Raw genomic sequence first — 15601 nt, 5'->3', positions numbered from 1 at the left:
CCGCCTCTTTTTTTTTGCCGCGACGCCCGCCGCCATGCCGGTTCCTGGGGTTTTCCGCGCAGTCCGACGGCCTGAATGCACGTCGGCGGGGACGTTGATCCCGGCCGCCCGGGATGCCATAGTCGGGCCTTCGGCCAACCAGGGGAATCGATCGGTGAAACGTCTCGTCTTCTGCTCCAGTCTCATGCTGTCGCTGGCATTCGGCAGCGTCTCGCTCGCCCAGTCGACGGCCGACGCCGACGACGAGGAGACCGCCGCGATGGAAATGGCCGGCGACCAGGTCGCCGAGTACCTCGCCGAGGTCCGCGAGATTCTCTCGCTTGCAGAACGGGGCGAGTACGGACGTTTCCGCGCCAGGGACAGGGACGCACTGCGCAACAACGGAAACAGGATCATCGACCTGCTGACCGACCGTTCCGGCACCGATGAGCTGTCGCTGCACCAGAAGACCGAACTCTTCAACGCGCAGAAGTCGTTCGAAGCGATCGTGCAGCACCAGCGGGAAAACGCCGTCGTCTGCCGGCAGGTGGCCAAGACGGGCACCCGCATCACCTCGACGCAATGCGCTTCCGTCGCGACCATCGAGCGGGAGCGCCGCAACGCCCGCGAAACGGCGGACCAGATCATCAGGCAACCCAGCTGCGTCTCCCACTTCGGCGGGGGAGAGGCGATGGAAGGCGGCTCCTGCTGACGCGCAGGCCGAACCAGACCAGGCGGATTGTCGCACCACAATTCGGCGTGCGCATCGGGGCATCAAACGCGCGAGGTTGCGCATTCATGAGGCGGGCTTCGGCCCGTCTCTCACTTTGGATCCGGACAGGCGCCGATGCGTCCGCTGGAGTTTCCGCATCATGCGGCGGCACCTCGGCCGCGCCGGCCGTGGCTTGATCGCCCGCCGCTCCCCGTGGCATATTCGGCCATTCAAAGTCAATACGGGGGATCAGCCGATGAGGCGCCTACTTGTTTGCGGCAGCATCATGCTGCCCCTGCTCCTGGGCAACGCGACGCTCGCTCAACCGGCTCCCGCCGCCGACGAGGCGGAAGCCGTCGAGATCGAAATGGCCGGCGACCAGGTCGCCGAATACCTCGACCAGGTACGCGAGATTCTCGCCCTCGCCGAACGGGGCGAGTACGGGCGATTCCGCGCCAGGGACAGGGACGCGCTGCGCAACAACGGAGAGAAGATCATCGCTTTGCTGACCGATCGCTCCGGCACCGACGAGCTGTCGCTGCACCAGAAGACCGAGCTCCATAACGCGCAGCAATCGTTCGAAGCGATCGTGCAGCACCAGCGGGAAAACGCCGTGGTGTGCCGGCAGGTACCCAAGACGGGCACCCGCATCACCTCGACCCAGTGTTCCTCCGTCGCCACCATCGAGCGCGAACGCCTCCGCGCCCGCGAAACGGCGGATCAGATCATCCGCCAGCCCAGCTGCATTTCGGGCGAAGGCGGGAGCTGCTAGGGCGTCCTCATCGGCCTGACTGGGGACGTCCGCTGTTTCCGCCGGCCGACCAGGGGCGCTGCCGGCGGGAGCCACCGCTTAACCATCGACACGTCGGATCGAAAGAGCTTGCCGCGTCTGGCGCGGGCGCGCTTTCCTGGCGCCCGGCCCTGTCGGTAACGGATGCTTCGGGCAGACGAGTGCTTTCAATCCTGGTTGTCTAGTTCTCAGTTCTCGGCCGTAACTCTTCGCGTCGGCGGGTTGACCCAATGCACGTGCACGAAGGCACGCCGCTGGGCTGCCCTCTCGTAGTTCTGGATGTAGTCGACATCCTGGACGAGGCGGGTTTCCGGATACGCCGGCGAGTAGGTCGAGACCGTTCGCTGGGTGCTCGCGCACGCGGACAGCGAAAGAATCACGACGCTCGAAGCGAGGACACGCAGGGACACGTTCATGGCATTTCTCCAGTAGCGGCCAGGGGTGGTCGGAGGCATGCATTCCCTATATACGCCCCGCCGGCGCGGGCTCCAGTCCCCTGGTTGTCTTTCCGACGAACGGTGCGACGAGCACCGGTCGGTCCTGGCTGGCCCGCAGCGCGCATCCGCGCGGAGCAGGCCCGGTTCTCGGCCCTGGATGCCGCCGTGGCTGGCCTGACGGATGGCGGTCCGCGGCGTCGGGCCTTCGGCGCCGGCCCGGGAACGAAAATGCGCCCGGTCGCCGGGAATCCTCAGTCCGGCGCTCGGGCCAACGCGTCGACGATCCGCCGCAGCTCCACTTTCAACGCTTCGGGCGCGCGTTCACCGTATCCGTCCAGATAGCCGCCGATGTCGGCCAGCTCCGCCCGCCACTCCGGACCATCGATGGCGAAGAGCGCGCGCGCCGCGCCGATGCCCAATCCGATGCCCTCCAGGTGGATGTCGCCCTCCCGGGGCATGCCGCCGATCGCGCTCTCCACCGCGCCGGCCGTTCCCTCCACCCGACCGATGATCCACTCCAGCACGCGCAGGTTCTCGCCGAAGCCCGGCCATACGAATCTGCCGTCCGCGTCCTTGCGGAACCAGTTGACGTGGAAGACCTTCGGCAGTTTGGCGCCCGGCTTGTCGAACGACAGCCAGTGCGAGAAGTAGTCGCCGAAGTGGTAGCCGCAGAACGGCTTCATCGCCATCGGATCGCGGCGCACCACGCCGACCTGCCCGGCGGCGGCGGCGGTGGTTTCCGAGGCCATCGCGGCGCCGATCAGCACGCCGTGCGTCCAGTCGCGCGCCTCGAACACCAGCGGCACCAGCGAGGCGCGGCGGCCGCCGAACACGATCGCCGAGATCGGCACGCCGTGCGGATCCTCCGCACGCGGCGAATACGCCGGGCACTGCTTCGCGGAGACGGTGAAGCGCGCGTTCGGATGCGCCGCGGGGCCGTTGGCCGGGTCGTACGGCCGGCCCTGCCAGTCCAGCGCCGGCACCCGGTCGTCCAGGCCCTCCCACCAGGGCTGGTTGTCCTCGGTCACCGCGACATTGGTGAAGATGGTGTCGCGGGCGATGGTCGCCAAGGCGTTCGGGTTCGATTTCGCCGAGGTTCCCGGCGCGACGCCGAAGAAGCCGGCCTCCGGGTTGATCGCCCACAGCCGCCCGTCGTCGCCGGGATGCATCCAGGCGATGTCGTCTCCCACGGTCCACACCTTCCAGCCGGCCTCGCGGTAGCCCTCCGGCGGGATCAGCATCGCCAGGTTGGTCTTGCCGCAGGCGCTGGGGAACGCCGCGGCGACGTAGTGCGTCTCGCCCCGCGGGTTCTCGATGCCGACGATCAGCATGTGTTCGGCCAGCCAGCCCTCCTGCCGCGCCTGCCACGAGGCGATGCGCAGCGCATGGCATTTCTTGCCCAGCAGCGCGTTGCCGCCATAGCCGGAGCCGTAGGACTTGATGCTCAGCTGCTCCGGGAAATGCATGATGAAGCGGCGCTCCGGGTCGAGTTCGCCCAGCGAATGCAACCCCTTCACGAATGCCGGACCCCGCTCGCCGCGGGCGGCGCGCTCGCGGCCCTCGCGCTCGATCCGCGCCAATGCCGCCTCGCCCATGCGGGTCATGATCCGCATGTTGGCGACGACGTAGGGCGAATCGGTGATCTCCACCCCGCATCGCGCCAGCGGCGAGTCGACCGGCCCCATGCAATAGGGCACGACGTACATCGTGCGGCCGCGCATGCAGCCTTCGAACAGCGCATCGATCTTCGCGTGCGCCTCGTCCGGCGGCATCCAGTGGTTGTTGGGGCCGGCGTCGTCGCGCTCGCGAGTGCAGACGAAGGTCAGGTGCTCGACGCGCGCGACGTCGTCGGGGTCGGAACGGTGCAGCCAGCAACCCGGATGGGTCGCCTGGTTGAGCGGCAGCAGGATGCCGTCGGACCGCATGCCGGCCAGCAGCGCCGCGTACTCGTCGTCGCTGCCGTCGCACCAGTGGATCGCGTCGGGCCGGACGAGCGCGGCGACCTCGCCCACCCAGTCCTGCAACTCCTGCAGCCGCGTTCCCGGAGCGGGAACGTCCTGATACAACTGCGTCACTGCGTTCATGCATGCCCCGGGGCTGGATGTCCCGGGACATTCTAGGGACTGCCGCCGGCATGTCTTGCTGCACCTGCACCATTCGCGGCGCCACCGTGGCCACATGGCGGGCCGCTGCGTGGCGCAATGCGACGAGAGTCGCAGACCGGCGGATCCGCGGCGCTCAGCGCGGGATCAGCGTCGCCATCACGTGTTCGATGTACTCGTCGAAGGTGTCGTGGTCGAGCCGCGACTGCGGCAGCTGCAGCGACAGCTGCAGAAAGCCGACATAGGCGGTGTAGGCGAGGCGGGCACGGTGCTGCGCCTCGCTGCGGCCCAACCCCACCTGCCTGAACGAGGCGGTGAGGTACTCCAGCCGCCGCTCCGACACCCGGCCGATCACCGGCTGCACGATCGGGTGATCCAGAGCCTGCAGCATCGCGCTGTAGATCGCGTGCGACTTGATCTCGTGGGCGACCATCTGGATCAGCGCGCGCAGGCGCTCCTGCGGGTCGGAGATCTTCTCCAGCGCGCCGAACACCGCCTCCTGTTCGACGTTCTCCCAGCGCTCCAGCGCCGCCTGCAGCAGCGCGTCACGGGACGGGAAATGCCAGTAGAAGCTGCCCTTGGTCACGCCCAGCCGGCGTGCCAGCGGTTCGACGGCCACCGCCGCCACGCCCTGCTCGGCGATCAGGTCCAGCGCGGCCTGGGCCCAGTCCTCGGCGCTGAGCCGGCCACTGCGCTCCGGCGGTCTGGCGGCTTTCGGCTTGCCCGAAGCCGGGGCGGCGGCGGAAGTCATGGGGAGCAAGTGTATCCATACGCCGGGGTCGGGAAAAGCGCCGTCATGCCCGCGCCACGCGCCCTGCGCGATCATTGACACGACCCGCCGGGCCTACCATACTTCTGCGTATGGTCGATGCCGCGAAGCGCATGCGGTCTTCGCCCCCACCCAGGCCTCGCCCTCCGGAGCTTCCCATGAGCGTCGCGATCCCGTTCATCGTCTTCCTCCTCGTCGGCGCATTCGCCGCCTACCATCGGCTGCGGCTGGCGGTCTGGGCCGCGCTCACCTTCACCGCACTGCTCGCCTGCTGGCTGCTCGGCGCCCACTCGGTGGCCACCGCGGTCGCCGCCGCGATCGCCGCGCTGATCGCGGTACCGCTGCTGATCCCGGCCATCCGCCGGCCGCTGATCACCCGGCCGCTATTGGGCTTCTATCTGAAGATCCTGCCGCCGCTGTCGGAGACCGAGCGTACCGCGCTGGAAGCCGGCACCGTCGGCTTCGAAGGCGAGCTGTTCTCGGGCCGGCCCGACTGGCAGGTGCTGCTGGACCAGCCGAAGGCGGAACTCAGCGCCGAGGAGCAGGCGTTCCTGGACGGGCCCACCGAAGAGCTGTGCCGGATGACCAACGACTGGGAGATCACCCACGTCGATGCCGACCTGCCGCCCGACATGTGGGAGTTCATCAAGAAGAACCGCTTCTTCGGCATGATCGTGCCGAAGGAGTACGGCGGGCTCGGCTTCTCGGCGCTGGCCAACCACAAGGTGATCCAGAAGCTGGCCTCGATCTCCAGCGTGGTCAGCTCCACCGTGGGCGTGCCCAACTCGCTCGGCCCCGGCGAGCTGCTGATCCACTACGGCACCCAGGAGCAGAAGGACCACTACCTGCCGCGCCTGGCCGACGGCCGCGAAGTGCCCTGCTTCGCCCTGACCGGGCCTTTCGCCGGTTCGGACGCCACCTCGATCCCGGACTACGGCATCGTCGCCATGGGCGAGTGGAACGGCGCGCGCGTGGTCGGGGTCAAGCTCACCTTCGACAAGCGCTACATCACCCTGGCGCCCGTGGCCACGCTGATCGGCCTGGCGTTCCGCATGTACGACCCGGACGGCATCCTCGGCGAAAAGAAGGACATCGGCATCACCCTGGCGCTGGTGCCGCGCGAGACCCCGGGGGTCGAGGCCGGCCGCCGCCACTTCCCGCTCAACAGCCCGTTCCAGAACGGGCCGGTCCGCGGCAAGGAGGTCTTCATCCCGCTCAGCCAGCTGATCGGCGGCGAGGCGTATGCGGGCAAGGGCTGGCAGATGCTGGTCGAGTGCCTGTCGATCGGCCGCTCGATCACCCTGCCCTCCTCCGGCAGCGGCGGCGCCAAGATGGGCGCCATCGTCACCGGCGCCTACGCGCGCATCCGCAAGCAGTTCGGGCTGTCGGTGGGCCGCTTCGAGGGCGTCGAGGAGGCGCTGGCGCGCATCGGCGGCCGGGCGTTCGCGATCAGCGCGCTGGCCCAGGCCACCGCCGCCGCGGTGGCGCGCGGCGAGAATCCTGCGGTGCCGTCCACCATCGCCAAGTACCACTGCACCGAGATGGCGCGCGAGGTCTCGCGCGACGTGATGGACGTGCACGGCGGCAAGGGCATCATCCTCGGCCCGCGCAACTACGCCGGCCGCAACTGGCAGGCCGTGCCGATCATGATCACGGTGGAAGGCGCCAACATCATGACCCGCAGCCTGATGATCTTCGGCCAGGGCGCGATCCTCTGCCATCCCTGGGTGCTCAAGGAAATGAAGGCCGCGCAGCTCGAGGACGAGCGCGAGCGCCTGGTCGAGTTCGACCGCAACCTGTTCGGCCACATCGGCTTCGCCATCTCCAACGCGGTGCGCAGCCTGTGGTTCGGCCTGACCGGCGCGCGGTTCGGCAAGGCCCCGGGGGATGCCTACACGCGCCGCTACTACCGCAAGCTCAACCGCTACTCGGCGGCGCTGGCGCTGATGGCCGACACCTCGATGCTGCTGCTCGGCGGCAAGCTCAAGTTCAAGGAGTCGCTGTCCGGGCGCCTGGGCGACGTGCTCAGCCAGCTCTACATCGCCAGCAGCATGCTCAAGCGCTACGAGGACGAAGGCCGGCCGGTCGGCGACCAGCCGCTCCTGGCCTGGGCGTTCCACGACTGCGTGCACAAGATCGAGGTGGCGTTCTCCGGCGCGCTGCGCAATTTCCCGATCCGCCCGGTGGGCTGGCTGCTGTGGGGTCTGGTGTTTCCCTGGGGCCGCCGCGCGGTGGCGCCGAGCGACCGCCTGGGCCACCGCGTCGCCGCGCTGCTGATGAACCCCAACGACGCCCGCGACCGCCTCGCCGAGGGTGTCTTCACCACCCCGTGCGCCAACAACCCGGCCGGGCGCATCAACAGCTACCTGGCCAAGGCGATCCAGGCCGAGCCGGTGGAGCGCAAGTTCCTCAAGGCGCTGAAGAACAGCGACATCGAATCGCTCGACTTCCCCACCCAGCTCGACGAAGGCGTGCGGGAGGGCTGGATCACCGCCGAGGAGCGGGTGCTGCTCGAGGAGCTGCGCGAACTCACCCTCGACACGATCTGGGTGGACGATTTCGACCCGCACGAACTGGTCGCGGCGTCCCACTACGATCGCGAGCAGGGCAAGGCTTCGCGCGAGGCGGCCTGAGCGAGGTTCCGGTGCCGGGCCGCGGAGAGCGCCGGTGACCGGCGAACAGCTGGTCCTGGCCTGCGGGGTGCACAGCCTCGGGTTCGCGCTGTTCCACGCCGCGTTCTGGAAGCTGTTCGACTGGAAGTACGAGCTTCGCAAGGTCGCCCTGCCGACCCGTGCGATCACCCAGATCCTCAATCTCAGGCTGATCTACGTCTTCTCAGGCATCGCCGCGCTCTGCTTCCTGTTCCCGGCGGACATGGCGGGGACCCGGCTGGGGCGCGCGCTGCTCCTGTTCATGGCGCTGTTCTGGGTGGGGCGAACGATCGAACAGTGCGTGTTTCTGCGCGTCAACCACCCGCTGGTACACGCACTGACCGCGCTGTTCGTGCTGGGCGCGGTGCTGTTCGCGCTGCCGGTCTTCGGCTGACCGGCGCCGCCGGAAGTCGGTCAGGGGTGGGGCGCGTCGCCGGGATGTTCCGGCAGCCGGCGCTGTTCGCGCACCACCCGCCAGGCGCCGAACGCCAGGCCGGCGGCGACCCCCAGGCCGGCCAGAAACACCACGCTCGAGCCGAATCCCGCGAGCAGCTTGTGGACCCAGACGAAGGTCACGTCGCCCCCGCGGTACACCGCGGTGTCGATCACCGCCTTGGCCTTGTAGCGCGCCTCGCGCTCCATGCGGGTGTAGAGAGTCTCGCGGGCGGGCTTGGCCAGCGAGAATTCGCTCGCCCGCGTCACCACCTGCACCACCGCCACCAGCAACGGCAAGGGCGAGGCGGCCAGCAGCGAGAACCCCGCCAGGATCGCCAGGGCCGGCAGCAGAAGCAGCGGGGCGACGCCGTAGCGGCGCAGCAGCCAGCGTGTCAGCAGCACCTGCACCACGATGGTCAGGCCGTTGACCGCCCAGTCGATGGTCGAGTAGTAGCGCGTCGCGGCCTCGGCGCCCGGATAGTACTGGCGCACGATCGCCGCCTGCTCGTTGTAGATGAGCGTGCCGACGCCGACGCCGAAGAACATCAGCATCGACAGCGCGCGCAGCAGCGGATCCTGCCAGGCCAGGCGCAGCCCGGCCCATACCGAGCCGCCCATCGCGCGCTCGCCGCTGGCCTCGCGGTGGGCGCGCTCGCGCAGCACCGCCCACGGACGCAGCCTGACGATGCACAGCAGGCACAGTCCGATGAACCCCGCCGACACCAGCAGCAGGTTGGCCACGCCCAGCGGTTCGACCAGCACCCGGGTCAGTCCCGGCCCCGCCAGCGCCCCCAGGGTGCCGCCGGCGCCGATGTAGCCGTACACCTGCTTGGCCTGATCGTTGTCGAACACGTCGGCCATGAAACTCCAGAACACCGTGACCGCGAACAGGTTGAACACCGCGATGAACACGAAGAACACCGCGCCGCGACCCGAAGCCCCGCTGTCGAACGCCCACCAGAACCCGGCCAGGCAGGCGATGAACGCCAGATACACCACCGGCAGGAACACCCGCCGCGGGAAGCGCGCCACCAGGGCGCCGTAGAGCGGCTGCAACGCCAGCATCGCCACGAAGGTACCGGTAAACAGGATCTGCAGCGTGTAGTCGCCGAGGGAGATGCCGCGCGCGTCCGCCAGCTCCAGCAGCCAGCGCGGGAACACGGTGGACGGGTCGCGCGAGGCGCCCATCGCGTCGCGCACCGGCCGCAGCACGTAGTAGCCGCAGAGCAGCGAAAAGAAATAGAGCAACGCCCACCACAGCGGCGGCGAGGCGGCGAGCGCGGCGCGGAAGCGCGCGATGCGCTGCGTCTGGACTTCTGCGGTCATGTGCAGGGGCGGGGATGCCCTGAAGGCATTCGCGGCACGTTAGCCGATGCCCGCCGCCTGCGCCAGCAGACCGAGCAGCGCGCAGACGGCCAGCGTCCTCAGCAAGCCCATCCGGAAGCGCAGCAACGCCAGCATCGCGAAGACACCCAGCGCCAGCGCCGCGGCGTCCAGCGACTGCAGGACCGGCAGCGGCAGGTCCAGGCCCCAGCCTTCCCAGCGTTCCACGTCGGCGAAAAGCACGTGCATGGCGAACCACAACGACAGGTTCAGGATGACGCCGACCACCGCCGCGGTGATCCCGGTCAACGCGGCCGAGAGCAGGCGATGGTCGCGCAGGCGTTCGATGTAGGGCGCGCCGAGGAAGATCCACAGGAAGCAGGGAACGAACGTGACCCAGGTGGACAGCGAAGCGCCGAGCGCGCCCGCGAGCAGCGGATGCAGCGCGCCCGGATCGCCGTAGGCGCCGAGGAAGCCGACGAAGGCGATCACCAGGATCAGAGGCCCGGGCGTGGTCTCCGCCAGCGCCAGGCCCTGGACCATCTCGGTCGGGCCGAGCCAGCCGTAGCGTTCCACCGCCTGCTGGGTCATGTAGGCCAGCACCGCGTAGGCGCCGCCGAACGTCACCAGCGCCATCTTGCTGAAGAACAGGGCCTCGTCGGCGAAGACGTGCCCCGCGCCGAGCGTGGCCAGCAGCAGCAACAGCGGCAGGCCCCACAGCGCCGCGCCGCTCAGCAGCACCCGCAGCGTCCAGCCGGGGACAGGGCGCGCCTGGCGGGGGAGCCCGGAGCGATCGCCCCCGACTGGCAGCGCCGGCAGAAACACCGCCGGGCGCAGCCTGGCGCCCGCGACGCCGGCGAGCGCGGCACCCAGGATCACCAGCGGGAACGGCGCCCCGAACGCGAAGATCGCCAGGAACGACGCCGCAGCGAAGCCCCACAGCAGCCTGTGCCGCAGCGCCCTGCGCCCGATCCGCAGCACCGCCTCGACCACGATCGCCAGGGTGGCGGCCTGCATGCCGAACAGCAGGCCACGGACCGGCCCCACCTCGCCGTACAGTACGTAGACGCAGGCGATGCCGAGCATCAGCACGAAACCCGGAAGCACGAACAGGATGCCCGCGGCGAGGCCACCGCGGACGCGGTGCAGCAGCCATCCGATGTAGGTCGCCAGCTGCTGCGCCTCCGGCCCGGGCAGCAGCATGCAATAGTTGAGCGCATGCAGGAAACGCGCCTCGCTGATCCACCGCTTCTCCTCGACCAGCAACCGGTGCATCAGCGCGATCTGCCCCGCCGGTCCGCCGAAGCTGATCAGGCCGATCCTGAGCCAGACGCGCAGGGCGTCCTTGAACGAAGGCTGCATCGGTCCACCGGCCATGGGAGTCCTGTGGAATCTGGACCGAACACTGCGGAGGGTCAATGCGCACGGCGCGGCCGCCCGTCCCACCGGCCGGCGCGAGATATCCTGCAGGCCGCCGGCGGACCGCCGTCGCCGCGCATCCGCGACGGCAAGAGCATATGCTCTAGCGTCGCCGCTTAGTTTCGCGCGATGCCCGACCGCTCCGCCGCGACCGCCTACGACTACATCATCATCGGCGCCGGCTCGGCAGGCTGCGTGCTCGCCAACCGGCTGAGCGAGGATCCGGACGTGCGGGTGCTGCTGCTCGAGGCCGGGCCGCGCGACTGGCATCCTTTCATCCACATGCCCGCAGGGTTGGCGAAACTGGTCAACCAGAAAGGCGTGAACTGGGACTACGACACCGAACCGCAGCAACAGCTGGGCAACCGCAGGCTGTGGTGGCCGCGTGGACGCGTGCTCGGCGGATCCAGCTCGATCAACGCGATGTGCTACATCCGCGGCGTTCCGGCCGACTACGACGGCTGGGCCGCGCAGGGCGCGCCCGGCTGGGACTGGGAAACGGTGCTGCCCTGTTTCCGGCGCTCGGAAGGCAACGGCCGCGGCGCCGACGCACTGCACGGCGGCGACGGGCCGCTCGCGGTCTCGGACCTGCGCTACGTCAATCCGCTCTCGCATGCGTTCGTCGAGGCGGCGCAGCAGGCCGGGCTGCCGCACAACGCCGACTTCAACGGCCCGCGGCAGGAAGGCGTGGGCCTGTACCAGGTCACGCAGAAGGACGGCGCACGCTGCTCGGCGGCGGTGGCCTACCTGCGGCCCGCGCGCGAGCGCCCCAATCTGGTCGTCGAGACGGGGGCGATGGCCAGCCGCATCACCTTCGAGCGCGGCCGCGCCAGCGGCGTGGTGTATGCCGCGCGCGGGCGCGCGTTCCACCAGCAGGCCACGCGGGAGGTGCTGCTGTGCGGTGGCGCGGTCAACTCGCCGCAGTTGCTGATGCTCTCCGGCATCGGCCCCGAACGCGAGCTGCGTGCGCACGGCATCGGCGTGCAGCTGCACCTGCCCGGGGTGGGCGGCAACCTTCAGGACCATCTGGACATCTGCACCCTGTACCACGCCAGCAGCCGCATCAGCTACGACCGCCTCAGCGACGCGCGCATCGCCTGGAGCTACTACCTGCGCGGCCGCACCGGCCCCGGCACCAGCAACATCGCCGAAGCGGGCGGTTTCGCCCGCTCGGCGCTGGCGCCCGACGAGCGCGCCGACATCCAGTTCCATTTCGTGCCGGCGATGCTCGACGACCACGGCCGCAAGCGGCTGGCCGGCGACGGCTATACCGTACACGCCTGCTTCCTGCGCCCGCGCAGCCGCGGCCGGATCCGCCTGGCCAGCGCGCGCGCCAGCGACAAGCCGCGCATCGAGCCGAACTACCTCGGCGATGCCGAAGGTTTCGACCTGAAGATGATGGTGGAGTGCGCGCGGCTCTCGCGCGAGATCATGCGGCAACCTGCGTTCGCTCCGTATCGCGGCGCGCCGATCCATCCCGCACGCGAGGACCTGGACGACGCCGGCCTGGCCGCTTTCGTCCGCGCCAAGGCCGAGAGCGTCTACCACCCGGCCGGCAGCTGCCGCATGGGCGTGGACGAGGACGCCGTGGTCGACCCGGAACTGCGCGTGCGCGGCGTCGACGGCCTGCGCGTGGTCGACGCCTCGGTGATGCCCACGCTGCCCGGTGGCAACACCAACGCGCCGGTGATCATGATCGCCGAACGCGCCGCCGATCTGATCCGCAGTCGCGCCTGAGCGGATTCATCGCCCGCGCCCCGCCGGCTTCTAGAAGCTTCGGTGCAGCGAGAGCATCACCGCACCGGCGCCGTAGTCGGGGCTCTCGCCGCCGAGCAGGATGATGCCGGACAGGGTCTCCGGGCCGACGCCGTCGAACGCCCAGTCCCGGCTCCGGAACGACTCCAGGCTGTAGCGCAGCCGCAGCCGCGTCCGCTCCTGCAGGCGGTAGTCGGCATCCAGATCGATGCGCCGCAGCCGGGCCTTGGTCGGAGGCAGCGGACCGGTCTCCAGCGCGGTGCCGGCGACCACGGCCACCTTGCCCTCGGTCCACGCCTGGCTGTAGTCGGCACGCAGCTTCAACCGGCCCTGCAGCAGTTCGCGGGAAGCACCGAGACCGAGGCTGAGCGCACGGTCGCGGTGGAAGGCGAACCAGTCGCGCTCCGGGTCGAACGCCTCCTCGAGCCTGTTGGCGCCGCCGCGGAAGCTGTGCCCGGCCTGGTCGAAGGTGAAGCGCTCGCGCCCGGCGTGGGCGTGGGCGGCCCAATCGCCTCCTGGCGCGTAGGACACGTCGATCCCCGTGGAGTCGATGCGGCTGCGCTGCAGGCCCAGCTCGGAGCGCCGATAAGCGTCGCGGGTGCGGCCATGCTCGATGCCGATGCCCAGGGCAGGCGTGGGTGTGAAGGTCGCGAACAGCTGGGCATGGCTGCGGTCGCGATCGGCCAGATGGTACTGGCGCAGCGCGGGCAGGTTCTCGAACCCGCCCGCCACGGTGTCGACGTAGTCCGGCGAGTGGCTGTCGAGGAAGGCACGGTTGCCCACGTAGGTCGAGCCGGAGCGGCGCCCCTCGCGCAGCCGCACACCGCCCGAAATCCTGTCGCCGGCATGGCCGCGCAGGGCCAGCTCGATGCGGGTCTCGTCGCTGTCCGCGCGCGACGACCAGGTGCGCGCGGTCTCCTGCCGACGCAGGCCGAGGCTGGCATCGAAACGGCGCGAGGGCCTGAACCCTGCGTCGGCGCTGACGGTGCGCTCGCGGAACCCGTACGGCAGGTTGTAGCGGCGCTGGCCGCTGGCCGGATCCGCATTCTGCGCCTGGGCATCGCCGCCGATCCCGACGTATGCGTCGCGGGGCGTGCGGTTGTCGCGGTCGTCGAAGCGATAGGTGGCACTCCAGCGCCAGTGCCGGTGCGGACGGCCCGAGAGGCGCAACTGCAGCAGCGTGGTGTCGATCCTTCCGTCGAGCGAGGCGCGCGGCAGCCCTTGCGTGGCGCTCTCGGCCAGTACCGGATCCACGGTGTACGGAAGATAGGCCTGGTTCTGGCGCATGCTGCCCAGGGCGAGATCGGCATTGATCCGCAGTGCGGCGCTGCGGCCGTAGGCGCCCGACAGGCTGAACTGCTGGAAGCGGTTGTCCGGCGCCGGCTGGGCCTGGCCGAAGCCGCCGGGATGGCTCGCCGAAGGCGCCCAGCCGGCGACATCCACGAACGGGTTCTGCCAGCGCAGCCGCGTGGCGGCGTTGTCGAACTGCGACAGGTGATGGCCGATGCGCAGCTGCAGGTGCTCGCCCGCGTAGCCGAGGGTGGTATCGGCCTGCCGGGTGAGATGGTCGACCGGCGCCGGCACAACGATCGCGCGGGCATTGCCGCCGGTGCTGCCGATCACGCCGCCGAAGCGCTGCCAGCCCTGCCGCGCCTCGCGCCGGTAGCGGGTCTCGATACGCCAGTTGCCCGGCAGCAGGAAGGCCAACCCGAGCCCGCGCTGGCGCCGCTCCAGGCCCAACCGGGCCTCGCCGAGCTCCGGCAGCCGCGACATCCCGGCGGTGCCCGGTGCCGGCACCCAGTCCGGCGGAAGCAGGAACGTGTCGCCCTCGCCGCGCAGCGGTGTCCATACGGCGGCCCCGGGCGTCGCCAGCCGGCGCATGTCGGCGTGGATCGCGTACCTGCCCTGCTCGCCGCCGCCCAGCTGCAGCCAGCGGGTGGCCAGGCCCCCGCCGCTGCCGCGGACGTACCAGCGACGCGCACCGCCCTCGCCTGGACGCGGACCGCGGCAGGCATCGATCTCGATGCCCGCGAAGCCGCCGCTGTCGCTGCCTGCATAGCGGCCATGGCGGACACCATCGTTGTCGAGATAGCCGAACAGCAGCGCGATTTCGCGGCAGCGGTCGGGGTCCGCCACAGGGTCCGCGGCACCGGCCGCTCCGCCCAGCAGCAGCGCGCACACCGCCCACGGCAACAACCTGCCTGGGGAGCGCCGCCGCGATGAATCCGGACCGTGCCGCATGTTGCTCCTCTGCCGTGGGCGGCGCCTCAGCGCGTGAAGCCCGCCCCCGAAGGGTGGTTGGAACCATGCACCTGGCTGTGACAGTTGACGCAGTTGCTGCCCAGCATCGAACCGGAGCCCGACGGCAGCGTCTCGCCCGGCAGGCCGCTGCCGCTGAGCGCGGTGCTGGGGTGGAACTGGGCGAGGTGGCACTGCTGGCACAGCCAGGGCCCGCGCTGGCGCAGCAGCGAGGCCTGCACCGAGCCGTGCGGCTGGTGGCAGATCAGGCAGTCCTCGCGCACCGGCGGGTGCTCCCACAGGAACGGCCCGCGCAGATCCGCGTGGCAGTCGTGGCAGGTCTCGTTCACGGTACCGCGGGTCATCAGCGCGGGCCCGGTGGAGCCATGCACCGCGTGGCAGTCGCTGCAGGCCATGCGCTCGTCGTTGAGCGGATGATGGGATGGGCGCAGCGTCTCGCCGCGCACTCCTGCGTGGCAGCCGTAGCAGGTCTGCGCCTGCGCCACCGGATCGCGCATCGGATCGCGCACCGAGTGCGCGCGATGGCAGGACGCGCACGACAGACCCTCGTGATCGTGCACGCTGCCCTGCCAGTGCAGGCCGGCATCCGCGCGGTGGCAGCCCAGGCAACTGGCGTTCTGCGCGTCGGCATCCAACTGCGAGGCGATCCCGAACACGACGTCGGGGGGCGCCCTGCGGCTGCCGCGCTCCGGGCGCTGCTGGTGGGCGTGGCTGGGTCCGTGGCAGGTCGCGCAACCATGCTCGGCGAACCCGCTGTGCGGATCGTCGGTCACCGCATGCGCGGTTCGCAGGATCGCGTTCACACCCGGATCGTCGTGGCAGACCATGCAGTCCTGGGCCGCTGCCGGCAACGCAGGCGGCGCTTCCTCCCGCCCCAGGCCGTCGGGCGCCCAGAACGCGGCCAACGCCACACACGCCACCAGGACGATGGCCAGCACACCTGTCCAGCACTTGCCCATCGCGCCTCCCC

12 protein-coding genes are annotated in these 15601 nt (G+C 70.1%); 5 read left to right on the top strand and 7 right to left on the bottom strand.

Annotation, left to right across the window (positions count from 1 at the left end):
• Window positions 1–94: 94 nt before the first annotated feature.
• Window positions 95–691 (top strand): hypothetical protein, encoded by a 597-nt coding sequence (locus tag H0E84_RS18080; RefSeq protein WP_180680043.1) that lies wholly within the window; start codon window positions 95–97, stop codon window positions 689–691.
• Window positions 692–977: 286 nt separating this feature from the next.
• A complete protein-coding gene (locus H0E84_RS18075) occupies window positions 978–1463 on the top strand; it encodes a hypothetical protein (protein WP_180680042.1) in 486 nt (161 codons plus the stop codon).
• Window positions 1464–1669: 206 nt separating this feature from the next.
• Here the strand turns inward: H0E84_RS18075 and H0E84_RS18070 are convergent, their stop codons facing one another.
• From H0E84_RS18070 to H0E84_RS18060, 3 genes are all read right to left on the bottom strand, one after another.
• Window positions 1670–1897 carry a hypothetical protein gene (locus H0E84_RS18070; RefSeq protein WP_180680041.1) on the bottom strand — a complete coding sequence of 76 codons (228 nt, stop codon included), beginning with the start codon at window positions 1895–1897 and terminating at the stop codon, window positions 1670–1672.
• Between the two features lie 272 nt (window positions 1898–2169).
• Window positions 2170–4002 carry a phosphoenolpyruvate carboxykinase (GTP) gene (locus H0E84_RS18065; protein WP_180680040.1) on the bottom strand — a complete coding sequence of 611 codons (1833 nt, stop codon included), beginning with the start codon at window positions 4000–4002 and terminating at the stop codon, window positions 2170–2172.
• A gap of 154 nt (window positions 4003–4156) precedes the next feature.
• The gene (locus H0E84_RS18060) at window positions 4157–4771 is read right to left on the bottom strand and encodes a TetR/AcrR family transcriptional regulator (protein WP_180680039.1); all 615 of its coding nucleotides are present in this window, start codon (window positions 4769–4771) and stop codon (window positions 4157–4159) included.
• 176 nt (window positions 4772–4947) lie between these two features.
• On the opposite strand from H0E84_RS18060, the gene H0E84_RS18055 reads away from it, so the two are divergent.
• Together H0E84_RS18055 and H0E84_RS18050 are read left to right on the top strand one after the other, a co-directional pair.
• Window positions 4948–7422 carry an acyl-CoA dehydrogenase gene (locus H0E84_RS18055; protein WP_180680038.1) on the top strand — a complete coding sequence of 825 codons (2475 nt, stop codon included), beginning with the start codon at window positions 4948–4950 and terminating at the stop codon, window positions 7420–7422.
• A gap of 34 nt (window positions 7423–7456) precedes the next feature.
• Complete coding sequence (locus tag H0E84_RS18050; RefSeq protein WP_180680037.1) at window positions 7457–7834, top strand: hypothetical protein; 378 nt, start codon at window positions 7457–7459, stop codon at window positions 7832–7834.
• 20 nt (window positions 7835–7854) lie between these two features.
• Here the strand turns inward: H0E84_RS18050 and H0E84_RS18045 are convergent, their stop codons facing one another.
• Both H0E84_RS18045 and chrA read right to left on the bottom strand, forming a co-directional pair.
• Entirely contained in the window at window positions 7855–9201 is a 1347-nt protein-coding gene (locus H0E84_RS18045; RefSeq protein WP_180680036.1) for an NTP/NDP exchange transporter, read from the bottom strand.
• Window positions 9202–9240: 39 nt separating this feature from the next.
• Window positions 9241–10560, bottom strand: coding sequence for a chromate efflux transporter (chrA, locus tag H0E84_RS18040; protein ID WP_257644284.1), 1320 nt, complete (start codon window positions 10558–10560; stop codon window positions 9241–9243).
• Between the two features lie 186 nt (window positions 10561–10746).
• On the opposite strand from chrA, the gene H0E84_RS18035 reads away from it, so the two are divergent.
• Entirely contained in the window at window positions 10747–12354 is a 1608-nt protein-coding gene (locus tag H0E84_RS18035; RefSeq protein WP_180680034.1) for a GMC family oxidoreductase, read from the top strand.
• A 30-nt stretch (window positions 12355–12384) separates the two neighbouring features.
• Here the strand turns inward: H0E84_RS18035 and H0E84_RS18030 are convergent, their stop codons facing one another.
• Window positions 12385–14565 carry an MtrB/PioB family decaheme-associated outer membrane protein gene (locus tag H0E84_RS18030; RefSeq protein WP_180680033.1) on the bottom strand — a complete coding sequence of 727 codons (2181 nt, stop codon included), beginning with the start codon at window positions 14563–14565 and terminating at the stop codon, window positions 12385–12387.
• A gap of 74 nt (window positions 14566–14639) precedes the next feature.
• Window positions 14640–15590 carry a DmsE family decaheme c-type cytochrome gene (locus H0E84_RS18025; protein WP_180680032.1) on the bottom strand — a complete coding sequence of 317 codons (951 nt, stop codon included), beginning with the start codon at window positions 15588–15590 and terminating at the stop codon, window positions 14640–14642.
• Window positions 15591–15601 lie beyond the last annotated feature (11 nt).

Origin of the sequence: Luteimonas salinisoli (assembly GCF_013425525.1) — a bacterium.
Lineage (GTDB): Bacteria > Pseudomonadota > Gammaproteobacteria > Xanthomonadales > Xanthomonadaceae > Luteimonas > Luteimonas salinisoli.
Note: the sequence above shows the minus strand (reverse complement) of the source record. Positions and strands in the feature narration are given on the sequence as shown.

Excerpts from the sequence above, each read along its gene's own strand:
- H0E84_RS18025 (WP_180680032.1), bottom strand. The coding sequence starts at position 15,590 with ATGGGCAAGTGCTGGACAGGTGTGCTGGCCATCGTCCTGGTGGCGTGT.
- H0E84_RS18070 (WP_180680041.1), bottom strand. The coding sequence starts at position 1,897 with ATGAACGTGTCCCTGCGTGTCCTCGCTTCGAGCGTCGTGATTCTTTCG.
- H0E84_RS18035 (WP_180680034.1), top strand. The coding sequence starts at position 10,747 with ATGCCCGACCGCTCCGCCGCGACCGCCTACGACTACATCATCATCGGC.
- H0E84_RS18065 (WP_180680040.1), bottom strand. The coding sequence starts at position 4,002 with ATGAACGCAGTGACGCAGTTGTATCAGGACGTTCCCGCTCCGGGAACG.
- H0E84_RS18055 (WP_180680038.1), top strand. The coding sequence starts at position 4,948 with ATGAGCGTCGCGATCCCGTTCATCGTCTTCCTCCTCGTCGGCGCATTC.
- H0E84_RS18060 (WP_180680039.1), bottom strand. The coding sequence starts at position 4,771 with ATGACTTCCGCCGCCGCCCCGGCTTCGGGCAAGCCGAAAGCCGCCAGA.
- H0E84_RS18045 (WP_180680036.1), bottom strand. The coding sequence starts at position 9,201 with ATGACCGCAGAAGTCCAGACGCAGCGCATCGCGCGCTTCCGCGCCGCG.
- H0E84_RS18075 (WP_180680042.1), top strand. The coding sequence starts at position 978 with ATGCTGCCCCTGCTCCTGGGCAACGCGACGCTCGCTCAACCGGCTCCC.
- chrA (WP_257644284.1), bottom strand. The coding sequence starts at position 10,560 with ATGCAGCCTTCGTTCAAGGACGCCCTGCGCGTCTGGCTCAGGATCGGC.